The following is an 18,478-nucleotide window of genomic DNA, read 5'->3' on the forward strand; positions in this document are numbered from 1 at the left end:
GATGAACGCCACCGTCTCCCCTTCCGCCGCGGATCGCCTGCGCTTCTATCGTGCGGTGTGGCGGTGGCATTTCTATGCCGGACTGTTTGTCCTGCCCTTCATCGCCTGGCTGGCATTGACCGGCGCCGTCTACCTCTACCAGAAGCCCATTGATCGTTTGCTCCACGCGGAACTGAAAGTGGTCGAGCCAGCTGGCGCGGAAAAGGCAGCGCCCAGTGCAGATATCGCCGCCGTGCAGGCTGTAACCAAGGGCGATGTCTTTCGCTACACCACACCGGAACGTGCCGATGGCAGTGTGGAGATTGGTGTTGTCGAAAACGACGGACGACGACAGGTCTACTACGTGGACCCCGGCACATCGCACGTGCTGGGCCATTTGCCCGAGAAAGGCACGTTCTCGGGCGTGGTCCGGCGCCTGCACAGCCTGGATCTGCTGGGAAGCTATGCCAGCGCACTGATTGAGATCGCGGCGGGCTGGGCCATCCTGCTGGTCGCCACAGGTGTCTATCTATGGTGGCCGCGTGGACAGCGCGGTGGCGTGATCACCGTACGCGGGCAGCCGGGCCAACGGCTGTTCTGGCGGGACCTGCATGCGGTGACAGGCGTGTGGGTGGGCCTGGTACTGCTGTTTCTGTCAGTCACCGGCATGCCGTGGTCGGTGGTCTGGGGCAAGCAGGTCAATGCCTGGGCCAATGGCCACGACTATGGCTACCCGGCCGGTGTGCGCGTGGGCGTGCCCATGTCCCACCAGCGCCTGGCCGACACCACGACCCCCACCTGGTCGATGCGGCAGGCCCACCTGCCCGTCTCCGATGCGTCGCATGCCCAACACGCGGCGAAGCCTGGCAATGACAGCCACGAGGGACATGCAGGGCACGGTGGGAGCGCCTCTGGCGAACTGTCGCCGCAACCGGGTGCCATCGGCATCGATGCCGCCATCCACGCATTTGAACGTTTGGGATTGGCACCCGGCTACAGCGTCAGCCTCCCGCGCGGGCCGATGGGGGTGTATACCGCCTCGGTGTATCCGGAGGCGCTGGACCAGCAACGGGTCGTCCATCTGGACCAGTACAGCGGGAACGTGCTGCTGGACATGACCTATGCCGACTACGGTCTGCTCGGCCGCAGCCTGGAATGGGGCATCAATGTGCATCTGGGCCAGGAATACGGCATGGCCAACCGCTTGTTCCTGCTGATCGCCTGCCTGGCCGTTGTGCTGCTGTGCGCCAGCGGCGCGGTGATGTGGTGGAAGCGACGCCCGCTGGGCGGCCTGGGCGTTCCGCCGCTCCCACGAGAGGGCCGCAGCGTTGCCGGCGTCTTTGCGCTGCTGTGCATCGGGGGCCTGATCTTCCCGCTCGTCGGCGCGTCGCTGCTGCTGGTCGGACTGCTTGATTTCCTTGCCACCCGCCGCTGGCGTACGCAGCCAGCCTGCTGATTCATTGTTCAACGCCCAGTCGGGCAACGTTTGTTCCCCTCAACGGAGACATGACCACATGAACCGTCACTCGCTGAAATATCTGCTTGCCACCGCGCTGCTTGCGCTCTCCGGTATCGCTTCCGCGGCCGATGCTGCAAAGACGCCATTTGCGCTGCCGGCCCTGCCCTACGCCACCAACGCAATGGAACCGGCTATCGATGCGCAGACGATGGAGATCCATCACGGCCGGCATCACAAGGCCTACGTGGACAACCTCAACGCCAAGGTCAAGGATTTCCCCACACTGGCAAGCGTGTCGCTGGAGGATATCCAGCGCAGCATTTCGCGCTATGACACCGCCGTCCGAAACAATGCCGGCGGCCACTACAACCACAGCCTCTTCTGGACACTGATGGCACCTGTCGGCCAGGGCGGCATGCCGTCGCCGGCACTGCGCAGCAGACTGGTTGAGACCTTCGGCTCCGAAGAAGCGTTCCGCACGAAGTTCTCGGAAGCGGCTACGAAACTCTTCGGCTCCGGCTGGGCATGGTTGATCGTCAAGGTCGATGGCTCGCTGGCCATCACCACCACCGCCAACCAGGACAACCCACTGATGGATGCGGTGGCGGAGCGTGGCATCCCCGTTCTGGCGCTGGACGTCTGGGAGCACGCCTACTACCTGCACTACCAGAACAAGCGTGCCGATTACATCAAAGCGTGGTGGCCGCTGGTCAACTGGCAGCAGGTCAATGCCCGCTATGACGCAGCCTCCAGCAAGCGCTGAGCCCCCCTTTTTGCACCACAACTAAAACTCTAAAGCTGACATGACCCCTGGAACCCTCATCAGCACCGCCATCGTCATGGCACTGGCCTGCGCGGCGCCGTCGGCCTTCGCCGTAGAAGATGCGGTGCCTCCCGCGTCGCGTGCGTCCAATGAAGCGCCCAGCTGGACGTTGAAGCCGGTGGAGGTGACCGCCACGCGCGGCACCTACGCCGCCTCGACCACGTCCGCCGCCACCCGCACCGATACGCCCATCACCGAAGTTCCCCAGTCGGTGCAGGTCATCACCAGCACCCTGCTGCGCGAGCAGGACCGGCGCACACTGGGTGATGCACTGGTCAACGTTTCCGGCGTTACCCCCACGCGCTCGGACGAGAACCTGTTCATTCCGCCTATCGTGCGTGGGTTCCCCGCCGAGGTCTATCTGGACGGCTTGCCGCTGTTTGCAGGCAACCAGCAGGCCTACGACCCCACCGGCATGGTGGGTATTTCCAGCATCAGCGTGCTGAAGGGGCCCAGTGCGACGCTCTATGGCGGTGGTCTCGGCACGCCGCTCGGCGGCGTCATCAACATTGAAAGCGAACGCCCGGACCCATCGGCGTCCAGCGGCTACGTCGCATTGCGCGGGGGCAGCTTCTCCACCTGGAACCCCTACGCGGATATCAACGTTCCGCTGTCTTCTACTGTCGCAGCGCGGATCAGTGCGGAGTACCAGAAGAACGATAGCTGGATCGATGAGGTTCATGGCGAACGCTGGTCGTTGCAACCCAGCCTGCTCATGCAGCTGAGCGACGCCACCGAGTTGCTGCTGCAAGGCCAGTTCAACCGGCGTCGCGCTCTGGAGTATTCCGGACTGCCTGCTGATGCGGCCCTGGCCGGGGTGCTGGACCGGGACGCCTTCCCCGGCTCGCCGCAGCGCCAGCCGCTGACCAGCAATGACAGCAGGATGGGTACCGCCACCCTGCGTCACGCCTTCTCTGACCGGGTAGATCTGACCGTGACCGCGCGCTACTTCCGCGGCAAGGTCGACGAGAGTGGCAGCTTCGTCTTCCCCGGCCTGGCGCCCACGGACACGGTTGCACCCGAGTACGACGTCTTCCCCATCACGATGGTGAACCGCACCAAGGAAGCAACGCTGGATGCGAACCTCTCGGTCAAGACTGACATGCTGGGCGGGGAACACAAGCTGCTGGCCGGCATCAACTACGACTGGACAAGCTTCTACAGTGGCATGGGCCTGTTCATCAGTGACAGTCCTTCCGGCGTGATCAGCCTCGCCGACCCTCGCTACACGCTGCGCTACACCGCGCAGCTGCCGGTCAACTCCTACACCGATGATCGCTTCACCACCATTGCCGGCTACATCCAGGACCAAGTCACCTATGGCCGCCTGCACCTGACCGGCGCCCTGCGTTGGACGTCGCTCAAGTTCGTCGAGAACAGCAATATCGGCGTGGCCAACGACAAGACCTTCAGCCACGTGTCCCCGCACTTCGGGGCAACGTATGACCTGTCGCCGGGGGTCGCCCTGTTTGCGGGCTATGCGACCGCGTTCCGCGCACCGTTCGGCTTCATCGGTCTTGCCACGCCTGAGCCTGAAACGTCCACCAACGTCGAAGGGGGCGTGAAGCTGTCACTGCCTGGGCATGGGCTTTCCGGCACCGTCGCCGTATTCCGGCAGAAGCGCGAGGACGTGGCGGTGTCCGATCCAAACAACGTGGGTTACTACATCCAGAGTGGCCGCCAGCGCGCACGCGGGGTGGAAATGGACATGGTATGGGAGCCCACGCCGGCCTTCTCCCTGTTGGCCAACTACGCACACACCAGCACGCGGGATGAAGGCGCCGCCCCCGGGGATCGCGTGGCCCGCGTGCCGGACAACAGCGGGCGCCTCGCCGCACACTATCGACTGCTGGAGGGGCCGGCAAAGGGTCTGGCCTTCGGCGCGGGCGTAACCGCCGTCAGTGCCAGGGAGCTGACGCTGCCCAACACCATTGCGATCCCCGGCTACGCCGTGTTCGACGCACAGGCGTCCTACGACTTCGGGCGGTTCACGCTTGGTCTGTCGCTGGTGAATCTTACCGGCCGTAAGGCGTGGGACCCCTACTCCTACATGGGCTACGCCGTGGTAGCACCCAACCAGCCCCGGTCGGCCTTCGTCACGCTCAGGATGGATCTCTGATGGAAAACCCTCTCAAGCGTCGGCTCGCTGTTGCCGCCCTGCTGTCGGCCGTCAGCTGCGCTTCCTCTGCTACCGCATCGCCCGCAGCGTCAACGGGCGGCGTGGTCATTCCGCTGTATCCGGCTGGCACGACGCAGTCGCTGGGCGTGCAGGAGCTGCATGACACGTTGGATACCGGCGAGACGCTGATCTACGACGTGAGTGAGCCAACCCTGGAGATGTACCGGCCCGCACCCGGCAAGCAGAACGGAACAGCGGTCATCGTGGTTCCCGGGGGAGGCTTTGTTGCCCTTAGCTATGTTCGCGGCGGCACGGACGTAGCGCGCGCCCTGGCCGAACGTGGCATCACTGCCTTTGTGCTGAAACACCGCACAGTGCGCAGCGGCGATGGGCCGATGCGTATTCCCGCGGTGCACATGAAAGAGATGGAGCAGGTGATGTCACGCGCCCAGACGGGCTCGCCCGTAGAGATGCCGCCGTTTGCCGGAGAGCCAAACGCCGTCGAGGACGGCGCGCGCGCCATGACCCTTGTGCGGCAGCGTGCTGGTGAGTGGGGCGTCACTCCAGGCCGGGTAGGAATGATCGGTTTCTCCAGCGGCGCCTACCTGGCTGCAGACCTTGCCATCGGTCCCAAGGTATCACGCCCCGATTTTGTCGGGCTGATCTACGGTGGCCTGCGCACGCCTGTTCCTGCGAATGCTTCGCCGGCATTCATTGCCGGCGCTGCCGACGACGACTATCAGGCCAACGATCCCATGTTGCTCTACAGCGCATGGCGGGGTGCTGGCGCACCAGCGGAGCTGCATCTGTACGAACGTGGAGGGCACGGCTTTGACCTTCACCCGAAGGGCATGACCAGCGATCTCTGGTTCGGTCAGTTCATTGCATGGATGCAGGTGCGGGAGCTGATGCCAACGTCGGGGAGGTAAGTACTCTGCAACGCATCCCTGCAAAGAAGCCTTGAAAGTGCCGCAAGGACTGGGCCGTGATCGAATGGGTGATGGTGCATGCATAGGGCGCACCTCTGCTCCGAACCCGCCATCAAATCAACCGCGATAGGTCCTCCCGTTCGCTCCGCTAACGGTGTCCGCTTCTTGATCCAGGGCTACCTGGGCACAGCTGACGCCGTGCTGCCTGCCCTGCTCAACCGCGCCATGCTTGAACTCGGCAGTAAACTTCCTACGCTTTGACGTGAACACTCATCATGGCCTCGAACGCCTTTTTTGTAAGTGTCCGGGAAAACGTGTTGAAACCCACCACAGTTCGACCACTGTACGGCGGAGCTACTGCGCTTCCGCTGCTCCTTCAGCTGCGGCCTTCTTGAGATTCAACTTTGCCATCCGAGCCCTAACCCCACCTTCTCGATCACCTAACCGCTGAAGAATCTGCCGTTCACTGAGCGTAAAGTGCTTCTTCTTCGTTAGTGCAACGTGCGCCAGCGTCGGATGAGCCACAAGCGGCGCCATGTCGCCATCGAGCACGTTCGTATCCAAGAAAACAAACCTCTGCAAAGAGCACAATCGGCTAACGAACCGGACGTGATCGAGAGGCGAGCATTTCATGTACATCAGGTTGAGCAAGTGTTCGCCCCTCACCAGGTCCGCAAAACCGCGGACGTTCTTGCAGTTCTCGAAACGCAGTTCACGAAGCTCGTTTAGGTCGCCGATTGGGTCGATGCACTCGAGCTTCGGCGCGAAACCGACGAAGAGTTCGCGCAGACCTTGCATTGTTTCGAGCCCCTTCAAGCTCTGTAGCTTATTGAAATAGAGCGAGAGCCTCTCCAGCGCGGGCAGGACGGACAATTCGGTGATGTCACCTGATGCTGGACTGAATCCGCCCAGTGCCAAGCCCTTCAAGCGTACGAGGCTTTCGTCGACGCGAAATTTCCTGTTCCATGGTTGGCCTAGCGATTCGAGCTTAGTGAAGGGACTAAGGTCGTCGATGGCATTCGGCCCCGCGTTGGTGAAGAAATGCTTGAGCCACTCGGCATTTCCTCGCAGAACGGACAAATCGACTTTGTCAAAAAGCATCAAGTGAAAATCAGCCACAGGAAAGAAGGCCTCAATGAAATCGATACTCTTGAGGCCAGGATTCTCGTGATCCGAAATGCCGAGTTGCGTGTACTGCCCGGTTCTCCACAGCTCTACGCACTGGGGTACGTGCTCAGCGTCGACGTAGAGCGTGCGGCCTTGCAGTTCGAATTCGAACACTGAATCAACCACTCGTGTCCGTCCGGGCATGCCAGCTTGATCACTTTTCATGGCGATCAGCTTGCCACGACCCAGGACTTGCCGTACAGCGCGGCCAGCAATTCGCCATTGGGGCCACCCTGGACGATGTACTTCCCACCTCCTCCGCGAATGCTCGAGCACTCAGAGGGAAGTGGCGTGAACTGCACTACCACTCTTGCGCACTCGAGCCCATACCCCATTCACGCGTCCTTTTGGCCCCGAGCAGACACCTTCCCTACCCTCGATAAACACCCCTAATCCCATGCCCCGGAGATCTTCGCTTCCGGCCAGAAGTGGACATCTGACCTACCCCATTAGATCTCGCCATTCCCCAACAATATGCTCACAGGTGGATGGCGTAGATGTAAAAGTCGTTATCGCGTTCCCATCCAAGCCCTTCGTAGAGTGCTTGAGCAGGGATGTTAGCTCGACCGGTCTGAAGCTCAACTCTACCTGCTCCGCGTCGGCGCGCTTGCTCGACCGCCTCGACCATGAGTGCTCGCGCCAATCCCGAACGCCGCGAGGGCTTGTTGACGTAGAGGTCGTAGAGAATGAAACTCGAACAAGTACTTACTGAGTCAAACAACGGATAAAGCTGGGTAAACCCCGCAACGCCCGTTCCTTCATTCTCGGCAACCAAAACTAGTGAATCACCCTCAGATAGGCGCGACCGCATAAATCGCTTTGCTAAGCCCAGGTCACTAGGTTGCGCATAGAACTGGCGGTACTCATCAAAAAGCACCGCGAGTTGTTCAAGGTCAGCCACGTCTGCGACACGGACATTCACGCTCACTGTTTCACTCCTGAATAGGTGAGGAAATGGACCATACGCCTGGAACCCTATCTGAGGCTACCGAGCCGCAGCCGCGTTTTCAAGGTTGCTTGGGCTGGCGACTAAAGCCTCAATCTTGAGCTCCCTACCGGCCCGACGACCTGAGGTCGCCATGTCGCGTGCACGGCTAAAGCGTTCCGTAGAGATGGGGAAGGTCGGCGCGTTAGAAAGGGTCCGTCAATAGTCGTGGTCGCCATTGTCCCTCTATCGTCGCCACCTACGGAGCCAACAACTCATCGCCGATGCCGAACGCCCCGACACGACGCCGCCTCTGTACCGCCCTGCTCACCGTAGGTCCTGGGCTGATTGTGCCTGGCGTCGGAGCAAGCAGGCGACTGTCTGGGAGCCGCCAGTCGTTGACGGCCCTGCTTGAGGCTGAGCACCAGCCGGGAATGGCTGCAGTCGTCGTGGAGCGAGGGCGGATCGCCGAAACAGGCACTGCGGGACTGCGCAGGGATACCAGCGCCGCGCGGGTCGATCGGCATACCGGGTTCGAAATCGGCTCTATCACGAAAGTATTCACTGCCCTGCTGGTGTTCCGGCTCCGGCAGTGGGGCTGGCTTGATACGGACGCCCCTATAGCACGCTACCTGGATGCACTACCAGTGGCATGGGAGCCCATTACACTGTCGCGCCTGCTGAGCCATACATCCGGCATTCCGAACTATCTGAACGAGAGCAACTTTCTCGAATTGATGCCGATGGATCCTGCGCCTAGAGAACTATTGGCAATGGTCGGGAAAGCGCCCCTCGAGTTCGCCCCAGGAACACGATTCGCTTATTCGAATACGAACTACATACTGCTCGGCCTTGCCATTGAGCGGGTGACGGGCATGGACTACTGGCAGTTTCTGCAGGACGAAATCCTGGGGCCGCTGGACATGCGCGATGCCGGGCCTCGTCGCATCGGCGACCACCGCAGCATTGCCCAAGGACACCTCTACCAGGATGGACATTGGCCCGATCCGCCCATCACCGCACCAGGCTCCGCCTGGGCTGCTGGAGGGCTGCTCGCCAGCATCGACGACATGGCACGTTTCGCCGTAGCGCTGGACCGGGGCGAGCTGCTACCCCATGCATTGCTGCGTGAGATGTGGCGCGGCACACGCCTTGCTGACGGTACTACAGCCAGCTGGGGCGTTGGCTGGGAGTTGGCTGAGGACGGCGACGTGGTGGGGCATGGCGGCGGAACGGCAGGCTTTACGGGATACATCCGACACGTTCCTTCGCTGCGGCGAACCGTCGTAGTGCTTGTCAATCGCGCCGGAGACGTCGGCCCGCAGGGCATCGCTGAGCGCCTGGACCAGGGGTCGCGCGCAAGCAAGGGCTGAACCGCCCGGGTACCAACTCATGCTCGCTAGCAAGCCCAATTCAACCAGCTGCCACAGGTTGTCCCCAGCTTGAGAGTACCTCGCAGCAGGTTCACCGATCCAACGCTGCGGCCTGAACTGCCTCTCGATCAAGCTCGAATTCGAGTGCCTGGATAGCTCGGGACAGTGCTGTACGCGCGTGCTCTCTTGCCGCGTTCACAACGGCGGGGTCTGCTGACCGTGCCAGCGCCTCGAATGCCTTCTGCAGCCGGATGTTGACCTCCAGCGAGCCGGCCGCATCCCTGGAGATTGGTGTGAATGCATCCTCGAACATGTCGCGGACATCGAGGCACTGCACGTGCACACGCGCATAAAGCACATCACACGTCGCAGCGTCCCCAGCGTGGCTGGCCCATGCACAGAGCAGCCTGACACAGGTCCTGATGACGTCGATGCAGGTGCCAGGGTCGTTCACCGCAGGTGACATGGCTCGCTGGGCAATTTCCGCAAGCACGACCAGTCCGAACCGTGGGTCATTCTCAATGGAGCGCGCGTCACTGAAGGAAATGGCTGAGATCACTTCACTCTGCACGTCCGGAAGTGGATTTCCCTCGATGGCTATCAAGGGACGGGCCGGAGTTGCGAACGTACCCGGCTGGCAGAGCAGATGAACGCGCAGATCATGTTCCTGTGCAATGCCGTCGATCCGGGCGACGTCCACATGTTCAACGTAGGCAACCTGATCGCCAACCAGCAGTACCGCCCCCTCCCCTACCGGGACAGCACTGGCTCCGCCGAGCCGAGGCTCCGCGGCGCGGCGCTTCATTGCCGCTTTGGTCGCCCGCTCCACCAGATCGATGGTTTCGCCAACGCGGCCAAAGCGTGAGAACTGCTCGATAGCCCTGAGCAACGTCACTGTGATGACAATGATGACCGCGATGGTTGCCCCGAACAGCACAAGCCGGCCGCTGTCCCCGTAGATCCCGGTGCTGAGCGCGATGAGGCCCACGATCGAGAACAGGAAGGCACCAATGAAGGTGGCCAGCGCACCTTGGGCCCGGGTGTCTTCGATCAGCAGGCGGGCCGCGCGCGGGGTGGCGCTGCTGGACGCGGACCCGTATGCCGAGACCATGGTGGACAGCGAGAAGGTGGTTACCGTCAGCATCGACGCGGCAAGAATGCCAAGAATGTTGCCGACGGAATCTGCGCCGATCCGTGCGGCTAGGCCGACGGGAATGAGGAACTTCAGGAACGCGCCCGCCAACGCCGTGATGATGCCTAGGGCGCCATACAGGGTCGAGCGGAACCACATCCGCTTTGTAACTTTGCTGGCTGCAAGCCTCAATCTGGTGAGCATGGGCTACTTCCTGGGAAGTTCGACCATCAATAGCACGGCCGGGCGCCGAGGCCACGTCAACGCAGGGTCATGCCCGACCCAAGGCAGATGCCGCTACTCCGGGCGGCATCTGTGTGCAGATTCTACGAGCGCACCTTGTCCAGGAACTGACGGTGGCGCTCGTATTGATCGAGCACATCGTGGATGAGTTGAACCTTGGTCCATCCCATGACGTCGTAGTCCTGCCCGCCCTCCCGCAGATAGACCTCCGCACGGTAATGACGGGTACCCTCGCTGACCGGCCGACGGGGATCCTGCAGGGCGAACGTCGGCGGCTCATAGGGCTGGGGCCGTACCGAGTAAAAGAAGTCCATCTCCTCGCCATGGCCAACCTGCAGCCACGCACGACCATCCTCCCCCTTGGAGACTTGGACCGGCAGATCCTGCTTGCGCAGCTCAGCCGCAACCTCTTCCAATGCCGGGATGACACGCTGCTCGATGAAGCCGGTCACCTCGATCTTCAACGGATTGTGCGCCAGCAGGCGCAGGCGCGCCCGCCAATCCTCGCTGGTGCCCGGCAGGATACGTGCATCCCGCAGGATCGAGCGCTTGGTCGCATCCAGATGCATGGCCTTCAGCAGTCCCCAGCACATCAGGATCATGACGATCGTAAATGGCAACGCGCTGGCAATGGTGGCTGCCTGCAATGATTCCAAGCCGCCGGCCACCAGCAGGGCAATCGCAAGGCCGCCGACCAGCAGCGCCCAGAAGATCCGCTGCCAGACCGGCGATTCCTCCTCACCCTTCGAGGTAAGCATGTCGATTACCAGGGCACCGGAGTCCGCTGAGGTTACGAAGAACAGCGCAACCAGGATGACCGCCAGCGAAGAGGTCAGCATGGTCAGCGGCAGGTGCTCCAGGAACTCGAAGAGCGCCATCGAGCTGTCGGTTGAGACCGCCTGCACCAACTGCTGGATGCCCTCCGCCCGCACCATGTGCAACGCGGTGTTGCCGTAGATGGTCATCCAGAGGAATGTGAAGCCAAGCGGCACAAGCAACACCCCCACCACGAACTCACGGACGGTGCGTCCACGTGAGATGCGCGCGATGAACATGCCAACGAAGGGCGACCAGGCAATCCACCAGCCCCAGTAGAACAGCGTCCAGCCACCCAGCCAACCCGTGGGTTCGTAGGCATAAAGGTTGAAGGTCATCGAGAACAGCTGGGAAACGTACATGCCGGTGTTCTGCACCAGTGCCTGCATCAGGTGCACGGTGGGTCCACAGACCAGCACGAAGGCCAGCAACGCTGCCGCCAGGATCATGTTGAGCTCGGACAGCCTGCGTACGCCGCTGTCCAGGCCAGCCACGACCGAGCCGGTCGCCACCAGTGTGATGACGGTGATCAAGCCAACCTGGACGAGCGTACTGACCTCCAGACCGAACAGGTAGTTCAGGCCGGCGTTGATCTGCATGACGCCCAGTCCCAGCGAGGTGGCCAGGCCGAAAATGGTACCCAGCGCGGCAAACGTGTCTACGGCATGTCCCAACGGGCCGTGGATACGGTCGCCGATGAGCGGATACAGCGCGGAGCGGACACGCAGCGGGAGATTGTGTCGGTACGCAAAGTACGCCAGCGACAGCGCAACTACCGCGTAGATCGCCCATGCGTGGATGCCCCAGTGGAAGAAGGTGATGCGCATTGCCTGGCGGGCAGCGGCGGCGGACTCAGGCGAACCAACCGGCGGCGTGGCGTAGTGCATGATGGGCTCGGCAACGCCGAAGAACATCAGACCGATGCCCATGCCGGCAGCGAACAACATTGCGAACCAGGAGCCGTAGCTGTAGTCCGGCGTACTGTGGTCAGGGCCGAGCTTGATGCGGCCGTAACTGCTGATGGCGACGCCGACGACGAAGACCAGGAAGCCGGCTACTGCAAGGATGGTGAACCAACCTGCATCATTGGCGGCCCATGACTTGGCCGCGGTGAACCACCGCGTGGCCATTTCGGGCGCGAAGGCGGCAAGCGCCAGCAGCGCGATGACGATGGCTGCCGTGGGAATGAACACCTGCGAAAGGATCCGCTGGCGAACGGGGGGATGTTGCGGAGCCGTGCTCTGCATGGATACCTCCGTGTTATTGGGTGGAAAAACCTGCGGCTTGCGCGAGGCCGATCAGAAGTAGAAGCCGATATTGAGGTTCAGCCGCGAATGCCAGCTGGAAAGGCCTCCTTCGTCGATGCCGATACCATCACCACCGGCAAACCACATGTTGCGGCCAGCGATCCAGTCGACATAGGTGAGCATGATGCCTTTCTGCAGGCTGCAACCGGTCACGTTCTGCCACGAATCACGAAGGCCAGCGCGGCGCCCGACCGGGCGGGTCATGCTGAGGTTGTTATAGCAGGTGATGTCATCCAGCCAGCCCTTCTGGCCGAACGAATAGGCGATGTTGGCGCTTGGCACATCCGCCTGCGCTGCAACCTGGAAGGGGGATTGGAACGCCGACATTGCGATGCGATCTCCGGGCACGTCATACCGGTACCGCGCCCACTGCAACTGCGCGGTCCAACCATCGCGCTGCCACTGTGCGTGGAGTGCCGCGCCCTGATGACCGTAGTGACGCCGTGTCTGAGTGTTCTGCACCTTGCCAGCAAACGCTGATGCGCCTAGCAACAGTTGGCCGCCACCCCAGTCGCGCGCGCTCTCCACGCGTGCATGCAGTCGTTGCCGCTCGCGATACGGCAACGCCTCGGTCTGCGCGACATCAAAGGAGTAGCGATCGTAGCGAGCCCCGGACCCGTATTCGTCTCCAGAGAACCAGCCAAGATGCCAGGTTGTGCTGCCGCTGCGGTGAATCACCACAAGGCCCGGATCGTAATCATCCTCGATGCCCAGGTAGTAGCCGGAGCCGAACCAGAAACTCTGCGAAACGGTGGGGAGCAGCCCGAACGGGACTTGCTGGATACCTGCCTTGAGCTGGGTAGCATCGGAGAACTGCCAGCCCGCGTAGGCGTGATGCACGGCGTCGAAGCCATCGTACCAGCGGTATTGGGCGGAGAAGGAAAACGGTCCGGTTCCAGCGTCAAGGTCTGCACGCATCAGTTCAAGCTGAAGGCGGCTGGTCGGCCCGTAGTCGAGCCATCCGTAATTGAACCTTACCGCACCACCAGGCTCGAAGTAGGAGTCGCCGATCCGACCAGGTTCGTATGCCTCTGTGGGTAAGGAAACGCTGGCGAGCAAGGCAATGGCAATAGAGGAAATTGCTCTCACGATCGGGCTGTCTGCCTCTGTGTTCTACATGCGAAAGCGCGCCAGTGTAACGTTGCATGTTGTGAAGAGCGCGTCGGCCGATGGCCGATTCAGTGCAGTTCCGCATCATCAGGAGTGGACAGCGCCCCATCGATCGAGGCGACCTTATCGTCAGACGTCGGCAACGATCATGACGTCAGCGATTGACGTGGACCACGACGCGTTAGGTTGGCTCAGCAATCGGTGCCGCAGCTCGCCGTGTTTTTGCCGTGTCGCTTGGCGTCATACAGGGCCTGGTCCGCTCTAGCGAGCCACTCTTCGGCACTGGTCGTCGTGGGCGCTGCGGCAATGCCGATGCTCACGCTCAGGTCCAGCATTGCGGCATCACTGCCCGTATCAACGTGGAGCAGGCTCCTGATCTTCTCTGCCAGCAGCATGCCCTCAGCCGGCGTCTGCCCGGCGAGCAGCAGCGCGAACTCATCTCCGCCCAGGCGCCCCGGTGTGTCGCCGGGGCGTGACACGCTGCGCAGGACCGCAGCGATACGACGCAGTGCTTCATCGCCGGTGCGATGGCCCAAGGTATCGTTGATGCGCTTGAAATCGTCCACGTCCAGCATCAGCAGGCAATCCGTCCGGCCCAGGGCGCGCCCCGCTTCGATCATCTGCTGGGCGCGGTGCATGAGGTAGCCGCGATTGGCCAGTTCCACCAGTGGATCCATTCGGCTGAGTCGCTGCAACTGCCGATTCTGTGACCTGACCCGGCGCGCAAGACGCCAACTCAGTGCACTCAATCCGATCCCGTAGACAAACAGGAACGGAAGGCTGAGCAGGAATGTTCGGGAAGAAGTGGCCGGCTGCCATGGCGTGCCCATGGCAAGCCATGCAGCAAGGAAACCGAGCAGAAGCCCAGCCGTGGCCTTCAGCGCCAGCCGTGTACCGCCGGCCGCGATCTTGTCTGCCACCAGCAGGGCAGCGAAGAGCGCGCTGGGCACAGCGCTGACAGCCATGAAGGCGATCCATGCCCCGCCCAGCAGCGAGTCGACAACCATGCAACGGAATTGCACGACAGCTGGCCGGGCGGCGCGCCTTGTCAGCAGCTGTGCAATGACCGGCCAGACCAGCGCGTTGACCAGTAGAAACACGAATGCCAGCCTGCCCATGCCGCGCTCCAGGCCCACCGATGCAATGGGGAGTGCAGCCAGCAAGGCGCCTACGAAGCGCATCCACCCAATCCGGCGGGCAGCCCCCAAGCCCTCAACCGCAACCTCGTCCGAATCAGTGAAGAATGGCATCGCGTCCCCCACCCGTATCCATGATGTCCCCAGGCGCCTTCTGCTCCTGCGCAGTCTGTCGCTTTGCTGTCAACGGCAGGTCAACGCACGTTGCGGCGGCTAGTATCGCTCCCGCCTGAGATGGCGGTGGCAGTCGTCAGTGACCGATCGCGCTCGCCGATGCGACGCGATAGGGCCATGCTGCGACGCTCCTCCAGCCAGGCGTGAAGCATGGGCGGCGGCATCGGTTGCGCGAAGAAATAGCCCTGAAAATACTCGCAGCCCAGCGAGATCAACAGGTCGCGTTGCTCCGCCGTCTCGACCCCTTCCGCCAGCGCACTCATGTCCATCACCTGGGAGATCTCAACAATCTTGCCCAGCAGGCGCTGAGCACTCTCCTGGGTGGTGACCTCCTGCGCGAACTGCCTGTCGATCTTCAGCTTGCGAATGGGTAAGGTCCGCAGTGTGGACAGGGACGAATAGCCCGTGCCGAAATCATCCAGTGCCCACGTCACGCCCAGTGCCTCAAGATCAAGCATTCGGTCGATCATCTCTGCCGTATCGGTGGATAGTGCGGATTCCGTGAGTTCCAGTTCCAGCAAGGCGGGGTTGATTCCGCTTTGATTGACCAGCTTGGCTACCGAGGGGACGAACGCCTCATCCAAGAGTTGAACCGGACTGATGTTCACGGCCACCCGCATGCCACGCGTATGGACATGCCCGGACCATCCAGCGAGCAGTTCGCAGGCCTGTCGAAGTACTTCCAGCCCTATCTCGTTGATCAATGCACTTTCTTCGGCCAGCGGTATGAACGAGTCTGGCGATAACAGGCCCGCCGACGGATGCCGCCAGCGAACCAGTGCTTCAACGCCGATCACGTCGGCGTCGACATGCACCTGTGGCTGGTAGTGAACCTCTATCTCACCGTTGCGCACTGCGCGTCCGAGCTCACGCTCCAGGCGCAGGCGCTTGCCGATATCCAGTCGGTAGATGCCGAAGATCGCCGCCAGAAGCACCATGGAGATCGCCGTGTTGAAGCGCGCGCCCCAGTGGCGAACCTCTACTGGCGGTGAGATGCCTGGCGCAATTCGATCGATTGCCCCGAGCGCAAACGCTGCAAATATTGCCAGGCAAAGCAACGGAAACACCAGGGAGCCATAGCGTTCGCGCGCTTCGAATGTGAAAGCAGCACCTGCGGCCAAGGGCAGAAGGAACAGGTGAACCGAACGTGGCACGCCTGCGATGGGCGCATCAATGGCCGCAATCGCACACACAGCTGCCAGCACTCCGTGGGCGACGATCAGAATGGACGCACCGTCACTGCGCTTGCTTCGGAGAAGCGCGAGGAAACCTACGGCGATCAAGCCGACAAATACAATGGATAGCTCGGCCCGTCCGAAATACAGGTAACAGGATGTCCAAGCCAGGCCCAGGCAGATGCAGGAGATCCCGGCGAGTGACAGTATGGCGGACACCTTCTCGCGGCGAGCAGCGCCTCTGAATTTCAGAGCGCCACGCCCAGCGTCTAACGCGCGACCCGTCATCACCAGCGCCTCCTCCGACGACCCTTCCACTGCCTCGAATCCGCCCATGCCCGGCAATGGCAGTTCAGCCGTTGGATAGCATCACATGCTGGAGCGAGCTGGCATGCCTGAGAATATCAAAGCAACGCAGGACACCCAAATGTCGGTTTTTTGGCGCATGCCGCAGCACGTATGGCGGCAGTGCAATGTACCTGAGGGCCTTGCCAAGCGCGGTCACCTGGCAATCAGCTGTCAGTGGCGGCTCGATACGCCGAACCTGCTGGCCAGCTCACCTTCACCTCAAGCCCGCCCAGTTTCTCTGAGGTGCCCAGCGTCACGCCCGCGCCGTGGGCATTGGCCACCTCCCTGACAATGGACAGCCCCAATCCGCTGCCCTGCACCCGGCTCCCCAGCGTTCGGTAGAAGCGGTCAAAGACGCGATCGCGCTCTTCCTCGGCGATGCCGGGACCGCTATCGGCGACGATGAGAAACACCCTGCCCTCCTCCTGCATCACGCAGACATTCAGGCGACCGCCGACGGGCGTGTAGCGAACGGCGTTCTCCAGCAGGTTGCGAACCAGCGCGGTCAGCGCGACCTCGTCCCCCCTGATCTCCGCGCTGTCCAGCTTCAGTTCGATGTACTGTCGATTCACGGAAAGGATAGGACGCAGCGCATCCACCTCCATGCCGACCAGGCCATCCAGGCTCAGGCGCACCGAAGTGAATCGGGATACGGCTTCTGCGCGGTTGAGTGTGAGCAGCTGCGAAGCAAGGCGCTCCAGCCGCGCCACTGAGTCGCTGACCATCTCCTGTGCGCGTACCCTTCCTGCATCATCCGGCGCCATGCGTGCGTTGTCTGCATGCACTTTCAGCGCACTGATTGGTGTGCGCAACTCGTGTGCGGCATCGGCTACAAACCGCCGCTCGCGCGCCAGTGCCTCGTTCAGTCGCCCAAGCAGACCGTTCACTGCCTGCACCAGTCCTCGCGCCTCGCGCGGCACGTCAGCCGCGTCCAGTGGCGACATGCGCCCGGGATCACGCCTGCCGATCTGGTCCGAGACGCTCTGCAGCGAGCGGGTCACGTAATTGACGCTCCACCAGATCACCAGCGCCATCAGTGGCAGCGCCAGCAGCAACGGCAGCAGGGTGCCTTCTGCAATATCTTCGGCCAGCTCTTCGCGGATGTCCGACCGCTCGCCAGACTGGAACCATCGGCCCCCACGGGTCTGCAGCGTAAAGGTGCGCCATTGTTCGCCGTCGATTACGGGACTGGCGTAGCCAGCCACCAATGCAGCCAGTGGCCGGGTGGGAGCACTGTCCGAGCGGAGCAACAGGCGCTGCTTCGCGTCCCATACCTGGAAGGCAAGCTTGCTCTCATAGGCATGTCCATCGCTGAACGCCAGCGCGTCGCCCACGCCTTCAGCGTGCCCGTGCCAACCGCGCAGCACAATGGGATCGCCTGGAAACGCAGTCAGATCACTTAGCGGCTCATCTACCAGGCCCATCAGTACCCGCGTGGACTGCACCAGCCGGGCATCGAACATTTCTCCCGCTTCCTGTAGACCGGCGCGATAGCTGAAGAATCCGGCCACGGCCATCAGAACCGCCAAGGTGCTCAGCAGGGTCAGCAGCAGGGTGCGTCGCATCGACCTCATGCATCCGGCTCCGGCGACTGCCCCAGCGCATACCCGATGCCCCGCACGGTACGCACGATCGCAGGGTCGACCTTGCGCCGCAGCTGATGCACATGAACATCCACTGCGTTGCTGGCGACGTCCTCATCCCAGCCGTAGAGGTGCTTCTGGATCGTTTCTCGCGCCATTGGCCGCCCGTTCTGCTCCATCAACAATCTCAGCAGCGAGAACTCGCGGCGGGTCAGATCCAGCGTCCGTCCTTTCCATCGCGCCTCCAGCGTCGCCGGATCAAGATGGAGGTCACCGGCGTCAAGCGTGGGATGCGAACGTCCGCTGCTGCGCCTGACGAGCGCGCGGACGCGCGCCAGCAGCTCGGCGGTATCGAAGGGCTTCCCGAGGTAGTCATCTGCTCCAACGTCCAGCCCGAGCGTGCGGTCGGCCGGGCGTTCACGGGCACTGAGGACCAGAATCGGCACCGGGTTTGCCGCCGCCCGAAGTCGGCGGATCACTTCGATGCCGTCTACCCGTGGCAGACCCAGATCGAGCACCACCAGATCAAAATCCCCATCCTGCGCAGCCAAGAGCGCGGCCGTGCCGTCTTCCACCCAGTCCACGGCGAAGGCGCCTCGTCGAAGTGCGGTCCGGATGCCTTCACCCAGGGAGCGGTCGTCTTCGGCGAGGAGGATGCGCATGAGGGCAGTGTCCAGTCG

Annotated in this window: 14 protein-coding genes; 5 read left to right on the top strand and 9 right to left on the bottom strand. The window is 62.3% G+C overall.

The annotated features are described in order from the left end of the window. The first annotated feature begins 1 nt into the window (after nt 1). The 4 genes from AC5P8Z_RS13110 to AC5P8Z_RS13125 are packed head-to-tail and all read left to right on the top strand — an operon-like array spanning nt 2 to nt 5,309. On the top strand, nt 2-1,435 hold the full coding sequence (locus AC5P8Z_RS13110; RefSeq protein WP_495229224.1) for a PepSY-associated TM helix domain-containing protein: 1,434 nt from the start codon (nt 2-4) through the stop codon (nt 1,433-1,435). A 58-nt stretch (nt 1,436-1,493) separates the two neighbouring features. Beyond that, complete coding sequence (locus tag AC5P8Z_RS13115; RefSeq protein WP_495229360.1) at nt 1,494-2,201, top strand: superoxide dismutase; 708 nt, start codon at nt 1,494-1,496, stop codon at nt 2,199-2,201. A 40-nt stretch (nt 2,202-2,241) separates the two neighbouring features. Next, the gene (locus AC5P8Z_RS13120) at nt 2,242-4,380 is read left to right on the top strand and encodes a TonB-dependent siderophore receptor (RefSeq protein WP_495229225.1); all 2,139 of its coding nucleotides are present in this window, start codon (nt 2,242-2,244) and stop codon (nt 4,378-4,380) included. Beyond that, complete coding sequence (locus AC5P8Z_RS13125; RefSeq protein ID WP_495229226.1) at nt 4,380-5,309, top strand: alpha/beta hydrolase; 930 nt, start codon at nt 4,380-4,382, stop codon at nt 5,307-5,309. The genes AC5P8Z_RS13120 and AC5P8Z_RS13125 overlap by 1 nt, the downstream gene beginning before the upstream one ends. Nucleotides 5,310-5,663: 354 nt before the next feature. Here the strand turns inward: AC5P8Z_RS13125 and AC5P8Z_RS13130 are convergent, their stop codons facing one another. Both AC5P8Z_RS13130 and AC5P8Z_RS13135 read right to left on the bottom strand, forming a co-directional pair. After that, entirely contained in the window at nt 5,664-6,641 is a 978-nt protein-coding gene (locus AC5P8Z_RS13130) for a leucine-rich repeat domain-containing protein (protein ID WP_495229227.1), read from the bottom strand. Between the two features lie 313 nt (nt 6,642-6,954). Beyond that, nucleotides 6,955-7,404 carry a GNAT family N-acetyltransferase gene (locus tag AC5P8Z_RS13135; RefSeq protein ID WP_111150515.1) on the bottom strand — a complete coding sequence of 150 codons (450 nt, stop codon included), beginning with the start codon at nt 7,402-7,404 and terminating at the stop codon, nt 6,955-6,957. Between the two features lie 281 nt (nt 7,405-7,685). Between AC5P8Z_RS13135 and AC5P8Z_RS13140 the strand changes: the two genes are divergently transcribed. Further along, nucleotides 7,686-8,774, top strand: a complete 1,089-nt coding sequence (locus AC5P8Z_RS13140) for a serine hydrolase domain-containing protein (RefSeq protein WP_495229228.1) — start codon at nt 7,686-7,688, stop codon at nt 8,772-8,774. Between the two features lie 91 nt (nt 8,775-8,865). Here AC5P8Z_RS13140 and AC5P8Z_RS13145 read toward each other — a convergent pair whose 3' ends face one another. The 7 genes from AC5P8Z_RS13145 to AC5P8Z_RS13175 form a co-directional block, all read right to left on the bottom strand. Then, complete coding sequence (locus AC5P8Z_RS13145; protein WP_495229229.1) at nt 8,866-10,110, bottom strand: DUF2254 domain-containing protein; 1,245 nt, start codon at nt 10,108-10,110, stop codon at nt 8,866-8,868. 122 nt (nt 10,111-10,232) lie between these two features. After that, nucleotides 10,233-12,212: a BCCT family transporter gene (locus AC5P8Z_RS13150; RefSeq protein WP_495229230.1), complete on the bottom strand. Its 1,980-nt coding sequence runs from the start codon at nt 12,210-12,212 to the stop codon at nt 10,233-10,235. Nucleotides 12,213-12,263: 51 nt separating this feature from the next. After that, a complete protein-coding gene (locus AC5P8Z_RS13155; protein WP_495229361.1) occupies nt 12,264-13,190 on the bottom strand; it encodes a hypothetical protein in 927 nt (308 codons plus the stop codon). 383 nt (nt 13,191-13,573) lie between these two features. After that, nucleotides 13,574-14,632 carry a sensor domain-containing diguanylate cyclase gene (locus tag AC5P8Z_RS13160; protein WP_495229231.1) on the bottom strand — a complete coding sequence of 353 codons (1,059 nt, stop codon included), beginning with the start codon at nt 14,630-14,632 and terminating at the stop codon, nt 13,574-13,576. A gap of 80 nt (nt 14,633-14,712) precedes the next feature. Then, nucleotides 14,713-16,203 (bottom strand): putative bifunctional diguanylate cyclase/phosphodiesterase, encoded by a 1,491-nt coding sequence (locus AC5P8Z_RS13165; protein WP_495229232.1) that lies wholly within the window; start codon nt 16,201-16,203, stop codon nt 14,713-14,715. A gap of 176 nt (nt 16,204-16,379) precedes the next feature. After that, entirely contained in the window at nt 16,380-17,768 is a 1,389-nt protein-coding gene (locus AC5P8Z_RS13170) for an ATP-binding protein (RefSeq protein WP_495229362.1), read from the bottom strand. Nucleotides 17,769-17,785: 17 nt separating this feature from the next. Beyond that, nucleotides 17,786-18,460: a response regulator transcription factor gene (locus AC5P8Z_RS13175; RefSeq protein ID WP_286068366.1), complete on the bottom strand. Its 675-nt coding sequence runs from the start codon at nt 18,458-18,460 to the stop codon at nt 17,786-17,788. Between the last annotated feature and the right edge of the window lie 18 nt (nt 18,461-18,478).

The organism is Stenotrophomonas sp. YJH_SMC_17, assembly GCF_059371655.1.

Excerpts from the sequence above, each read along its gene's own strand:
- AC5P8Z_RS13110 (WP_495229224.1), top strand. The coding sequence starts at position 2 with ATGAACGCCACCGTCTCCCCTTCCGCCGCGGATCGCCTGCGCTTCTAT.
- AC5P8Z_RS13115 (WP_495229360.1), top strand. The coding sequence starts at position 1,494 with ATGAACCGTCACTCGCTGAAATATCTGCTTGCCACCGCGCTGCTTGCG.
- AC5P8Z_RS13120 (WP_495229225.1), top strand. The coding sequence starts at position 2,242 with ATGACCCCTGGAACCCTCATCAGCACCGCCATCGTCATGGCACTGGCC.
- AC5P8Z_RS13125 (WP_495229226.1), top strand. The coding sequence starts at position 4,380 with ATGGAAAACCCTCTCAAGCGTCGGCTCGCTGTTGCCGCCCTGCTGTCG.
- AC5P8Z_RS13130 (WP_495229227.1), bottom strand. The coding sequence starts at position 6,641 with ATGAAAAGTGATCAAGCTGGCATGCCCGGACGGACACGAGTGGTTGAT.
- AC5P8Z_RS13140 (WP_495229228.1), top strand. The coding sequence starts at position 7,686 with ATGCCGAACGCCCCGACACGACGCCGCCTCTGTACCGCCCTGCTCACC.
- AC5P8Z_RS13145 (WP_495229229.1), bottom strand. The coding sequence starts at position 10,110 with ATGCTCACCAGATTGAGGCTTGCAGCCAGCAAAGTTACAAAGCGGATG.
- AC5P8Z_RS13150 (WP_495229230.1), bottom strand. The coding sequence starts at position 12,212 with ATGCAGAGCACGGCTCCGCAACATCCCCCCGTTCGCCAGCGGATCCTT.
- AC5P8Z_RS13155 (WP_495229361.1), bottom strand. The coding sequence starts at position 13,190 with ATGCGTGCAGACCTTGACGCTGGAACCGGACCGTTTTCCTTCTCCGCC.
- AC5P8Z_RS13160 (WP_495229231.1), bottom strand. The coding sequence starts at position 14,632 with ATGCCATTCTTCACTGATTCGGACGAGGTTGCGGTTGAGGGCTTGGGG.
- AC5P8Z_RS13165 (WP_495229232.1), bottom strand. The coding sequence starts at position 16,203 with ATGGGCGGATTCGAGGCAGTGGAAGGGTCGTCGGAGGAGGCGCTGGTG.
- AC5P8Z_RS13175 (WP_286068366.1), bottom strand. The coding sequence starts at position 18,460 with ATGCGCATCCTCCTCGCCGAAGACGACCGCTCCCTGGGTGAAGGCATC.